General features: G+C 46.9%; 5 protein-coding genes and 1 tRNA gene. All 6 read left to right on the top strand.

The window, feature by feature from the left end; all coding sequences use genetic code 11:
* Positions 1-988: phenylalanine--tRNA ligase subunit alpha (gene pheS / locus B7Y67_RS11130; protein WP_293598701.1), on the top strand; the 988-nt coding region annotated here is incomplete at its 5' end.
* Between the two features lie 31 nt (positions 989-1,019).
* On the top strand, positions 1,020-3,479 hold the full coding sequence (pheT, locus tag B7Y67_RS11135) for a phenylalanine--tRNA ligase subunit beta (RefSeq protein ID WP_293598702.1): 2,460 nt from the start codon (positions 1,020-1,022) through the stop codon (positions 3,477-3,479).
* 40 nt (positions 3,480-3,519) lie between these two features.
* A complete protein-coding gene (locus tag B7Y67_RS11140) occupies positions 3,520-3,843 on the top strand; it encodes an integration host factor subunit alpha (protein WP_293598703.1) in 324 nt (107 codons plus the stop codon).
* Complete coding sequence (locus tag B7Y67_RS11145) at positions 3,821-4,174, top strand: MerR family transcriptional regulator (protein WP_293598705.1); 354 nt, start codon at positions 3,821-3,823, stop codon at positions 4,172-4,174. Before B7Y67_RS11140 ends, B7Y67_RS11145 begins: the two co-directional genes overlap by 23 nt.
* A 22-nt stretch (positions 4,175-4,196) precedes the next feature.
* Positions 4,197-4,273 (top strand) — tRNA-Pro (locus tag B7Y67_RS11150).
* A gap of 22 nt (positions 4,274-4,295) precedes the next feature.
* The gene (locus B7Y67_RS11155; protein ID WP_293598704.1) at positions 4,296-4,697 is read left to right on the top strand and encodes a PaaI family thioesterase; all 402 of its coding nucleotides are present in this window, start codon (positions 4,296-4,298) and stop codon (positions 4,695-4,697) included.
* Positions 4,698-4,738: the final 41 nt, after the last annotated feature.

Consider the following 4,738-nt stretch of genomic DNA (forward strand, 5'->3'; position numbering starts at 1 on the left):
TGCGGCAGCTCTAGAGGACGCGAAAGCCAAGTATCTCGGTAAGTCAGGTGTTCTCACTGAGCGTTTAAAAGCGCTTGGTGGAATGTCGCCTGATGAGCGCAAGAGTGCTGGCGCCCAAATTAATCAAATCAAAACCCAAGTAGAAGTTGCACTGCAAGAGCGTCGACAAGCATTGGCTGATGCCGTATTGCTACAACGTCTTGCTGCGGAATCCATTGACGTCTCTTTGCCTGGCCGTGGCCAAGCAGTAGGTAGTTTGCATCCCGTGATGCGCACCTGGGAACGTGTTGAAGAGATCTTCCGCTCCATTGGTTTTGATGTAGCAGATGGCCCTGAAATTGAAACCGATTGGTTTAATTTCACTGCCTTAAATAGTCCTGAGAATCATCCTGCACGTTCAATGCAGGACACCTTCTATATTGATGGCAAAGATTCCAATGGAAAACCTTTGTTATTGCGCACCCATACTAGCCCGATTCAGGTTCGTTATGCGAGTGAGCATGTTAAGAAATACGCTCACGCTGATGTGATGCCGCCAATTAAAGTGATTGCCCCAGGCAGAACCTATCGCGTTGATAGTGATGCCACCCATTCACCGATGTTCCATCAGGTTGAAGGCTTGTGGATTGCTGAGAGCGTTTCCTTTGCAGACCTCAAAGGTGTTTATACCGATTTCTTAAGAACTTTTTTTGAGACGAATGAATTGCAAGTTCGTTTCCGTCCATCGTATTTCCCATTCACTGAACCTTCAGCTGAAATCGATATGGCCTTTGGTAGCGGTAAGTTAGCCGGCCGTTGGTTGGAGATTTCTGGAGCAGGGCAGGTTCACCCAAATGTATTGCGCAACATGGGCATTAATCCAGAGCGCTATACCGGTTTTGCTTTTGGCTCTGGTTTAGAGCGCTTGACGATGTTGCGTTACGGTGTTGATGACCTACGTCTTTTCTTTGAGAACGATCTCCGTTTCTTAGCGCAATTTCCGGCTTAATTTGCAAACCTTCTAATAGTAGATAGCGCATATGCAATTTTCTGAATCTTGGTTACGCCAATATGTAAACCCTTCGCTCGATAGCAATGCTTTAGGTCATGCAATGACTATGGCTGGCCTTGAAGTAGAAGAGCAACATTCAGTAGCTCCTGCATTTACAAAGATTGTGGTTGCGCAAATTCTCTCTGCTGAGCAACATCCTAATGCAGACCGTTTGCGTGTTTGTAAAGTGGATGCGGGAACTGGCCAAGAGTTACAAATAGTATGCGGTGCACCGAATGCGCGTGCTGGCATCAAAATCCCTTGCGCCATGGTTGGTGCAGAATTACCACCGGCAGAGGCGGGTGGCAAGCCTTTCATGATTAAAGTGGGTAAGTTGCGCGGTGTAGAAAGCCAGGGCATGTTGTGCTCTGGTCGCGAGCTTGGTCTAGGCGATGATCATGAAGGCATTCTGGAGTTGCCTGCAGATGCGCCAGTCGGCGAAGATATTCGTCAGTACTTAAATCTAGATGATCAGATCTTTGTTATTAAGTTGACACCTAATAAAGCTGATTGTTTGTCTCTAATGGGTATGGCACGTGAAGTGTCAGCCATCACTGGTGCTGCATTGTGTGTGCCCAAGTGGACCCCAGTAGATGTTTCTATACAGGACAAGCTTAAAGTTAGCGTTGAAAGCACCGATCTTTGCGGACGTTTTGCTGGTCGCGTAATTCGTGGTGTTAATCCAAAAGCTAAAACACCCGATTGGATTATTCAGCGACTTTGCAATGCTGGCCAAAGAAGCATTTCCCCTTTAGTTGATCTGTCTAACTACGTGATGTTAGAAATGGGTCAGCCGACTCATGTATTCGATATTGACAAATTAATTGGTGACTTATCAGTTCGCTGGGCGAAGTCCGGTGAAAGCCTTGAGTTATTAAATGGCCAGACAGTTACCTTGCAAGGCCCGGATTCTGCAGGCAAGATTCAAGACGCTGGCGTAGTTGCGGACCAATCTGGCCCTGTTGCTTTGGCAGGCATCATGGGTGGTAACCACTGCGCAGTAACCGACGACACTAAAAATATTTATGTTGAAGCGGCTTATTGGCAGCCTTCAGCTATTCAAGGACGTGCGCGTCGCTTTAATTTCAGCACCGACGCAGCACATCGCTTTGAGCGTGGTGTGGATCCACAAAATACAGCTAACTGTTTAGAGTATTTGACCGCTCTGATTGTTGAAGTGTGTGGTGGCCAAGTTGGCCCAATTGATGATCAAGTGTTAGCAGTTCCTGAGCGCAAGCCCGTGAGTATGCGTTTAGCTCGTGCCATGAAAGTGATTGGTATTCCACTGACTGCTGAGATTGTCGCTGATGTGTTCAAACGCTTAGGTTTTGAGTTCAAGCAAGAGTCTGGAGATGTATTTGTTGTGATTCCACCAAGCTATCGCTTTGATATTGAAATTGAAGAAGATTTAATCGAAGAAGTCGCACGCATGTATGGCTTTGAAAATATCCCTGATGTACCCCCAGTCTCGTCTTTAAAGATGAGTGCTAAAGCGGAAGCAAAGCGTGGAGTGCATTTATTGCGCCAGCGTTTAGCTCTTCAGGGGTATCAAGAGGCAGTGAACTTTGGATTTACCGATCTTGAAAGCGAGCAACGCTTAGCTGGCGCTACTGAAAAAGATTTCATTGCCGTACTCAATCCCATTGCTAGTCAGTATGGTGTGATGCGTAGCAATCTCTGGGGTGGCTTACTGGGTAATCTCAAGTCCAACCTGAATCGTGGCGCCGGTCGTGTCCGTTTATTTGAAACGGGTCGCGTATTTAAACGTGATGCAAGCGTTCAGGAAGAGGCCGGTAAGGTAGCTGGCTTTCATCAGCCGCAGCAAGTCGGTGGCTTGGCTTATGGTTCATTTGTAGCAGAGCAGTGGGCGAGTGCCGATCGCGCAGTTGATTTTTTTGATGTGAAGGGTGATTTGGAGCGTGTACTCGATCCACTGCATTTCACGACTGAAGCTGCGGTTCATCCTGCCTTGCATCCTGGCCGTAGCGCACAAATTCAACTAGTAACTCGATCCGGCAAGCAAAATATTGGCTGGATTGGTGAATTACATCCTGGATTGCAGCAGGCTTACGAGTTACCTCAGGCACCAGTGCTGTTTGAAATGGATCTAGAGGCTATTCGCAATCTCAGCATTCCACAGCCAGAGGAGCTCAGTAAGTTTCCTGCAGTGCAACGCGATTTAGCAGTGGTGGTAAAACAATCCGTTTCTTCTCAAACTTTGTTGGATGCAATGAATACGAAGAATCAGAACTTTGTTAAAGCCATTGAGTTGTTTGATGAGTTCAAACCTAAGGCTGGTTCTAGCAGCATGGCAGATGATGAAAAGAGTTTAGCCTTCCGCGTGACATTGTTGAATCCGCAAGAAACCTTGCAGGATGCCCAAATAGAAGCGGTTATGACAGCATTACTCGCATCACTTGAGAAAAATTGCGCAGCACGCCTGCGCTAGGTTTAATATTAGTAAGAGATATTACAAAGAGACTTCCGCCATGAATGATTTAGTCAGCAGCGATACCGTTACCAAAAATGAGCTCTCGGAAGCCCTCTTTGATCAAGTTGGCCTGAATAAGCGCGAAGCTAAAGACATGATTGATGCCTTCTTTGATTGCATCGGACAGTCCCTAGAGGCTGGTGTTGAAGTGAAGATTTCTGGATTTGGTAATTTCCAGTTACGCAATAAATCAGCCCGTCCAGGTCGTAATCCAAAAACCGGGCAAATGATTCCGATTGCAGCACGTCGCGTTGTGACATTTCACGCAAGTCAAAAGCTCAAGGATGTAGTTGAGTCACATGCTCGAGAAAACAGCATTTGATGATGGGTCGGTGCTGCTGAGTTCGCAGCTCCCCCCAATTCCCGCTAAGCGTTATTTCACCATTGGTGAGGTATCAGACCTGTGCGGCGTTCGCTCCCACGTACTGCGCTACTGGGAACAAGAATTCTCACAGTTAAGCCCTCAAAAGCGTCGTGGTAATCGTCGCTACTACCAGCATCATGAGGTGGTCTTAATTCGCAAGATTAGGGCGCTTTTATATGAAGAGGGCTTTACGATTAGTGGCGCCAGAAATCGTCTTGATGAGGCTCGTGGTGAGCTTCGATTGCGCGATGAGTTGCAAGCTGTTCTGCAAATTCTCTCTAACCAGTAACTGATACAATTTCGCTTCTCGTCGGGGCGTAGCGCAGCCTGGTAGCGTACATGCATGGGGTGCATGTGGTCGGAGGTTCAAATCCTCTCGCCCCGACCATTTATTAAATTTCAATTTTCCTATGACATCCAGTTCAAATGACACTACGTATTTTGGTTTAACCATTCCTTTTTTGGCTCACCTGGGCGTGGTGCCTGAGTATGCTGAAGGTGGCGAATCCCGTATTAGCTTGGTGATTAAGCCCGAGTTTGAGAACAGCTTTCATATTGCCCATGGTGGAGTTGTGATGACGCTCTTGGATTTTGCGATGGGGGCAGCAGCCCGCAGTACCGTGAATCAGCCTCTTGGTGCTATGACAATTGACATGAATGTGAGTTTTTTGCGCCCGAGCGTTGGCAAGATTGTGGTGGAGGGCAACGTCCTGAAGTCTGGAAAAACGATTAATTATTGCGAGGCCGTAGTTTTAAATGAGGCCGGTGAGATAACCGCTAAATCTAGCGGTACATTTATGCTTAGAAGATAGCTCATAAATGGCCATATTCAATATAGTATTTATAATGAATA

It is taken from the genome of Polynucleobacter sp. 35-46-11 (genome assembly GCF_002281105.1).

Bases quoted from the DNA above. Each gene is read 5' to 3' on its own strand.
- pheT (WP_293598702.1), top strand. From the start codon at position 1,020: ATGCAATTTTCTGAATCTTGGTTACGCCAATATGTAAACCCTTCGCTC.
- B7Y67_RS11140 (WP_293598703.1), top strand. From the start codon at position 3,520: ATGAATGATTTAGTCAGCAGCGATACCGTTACCAAAAATGAGCTCTCG.
- B7Y67_RS11145 (WP_293598705.1), top strand. From the start codon at position 3,821: ATGCTCGAGAAAACAGCATTTGATGATGGGTCGGTGCTGCTGAGTTCG.
- B7Y67_RS11155 (WP_293598704.1), top strand. From the start codon at position 4,296: ATGACATCCAGTTCAAATGACACTACGTATTTTGGTTTAACCATTCCT.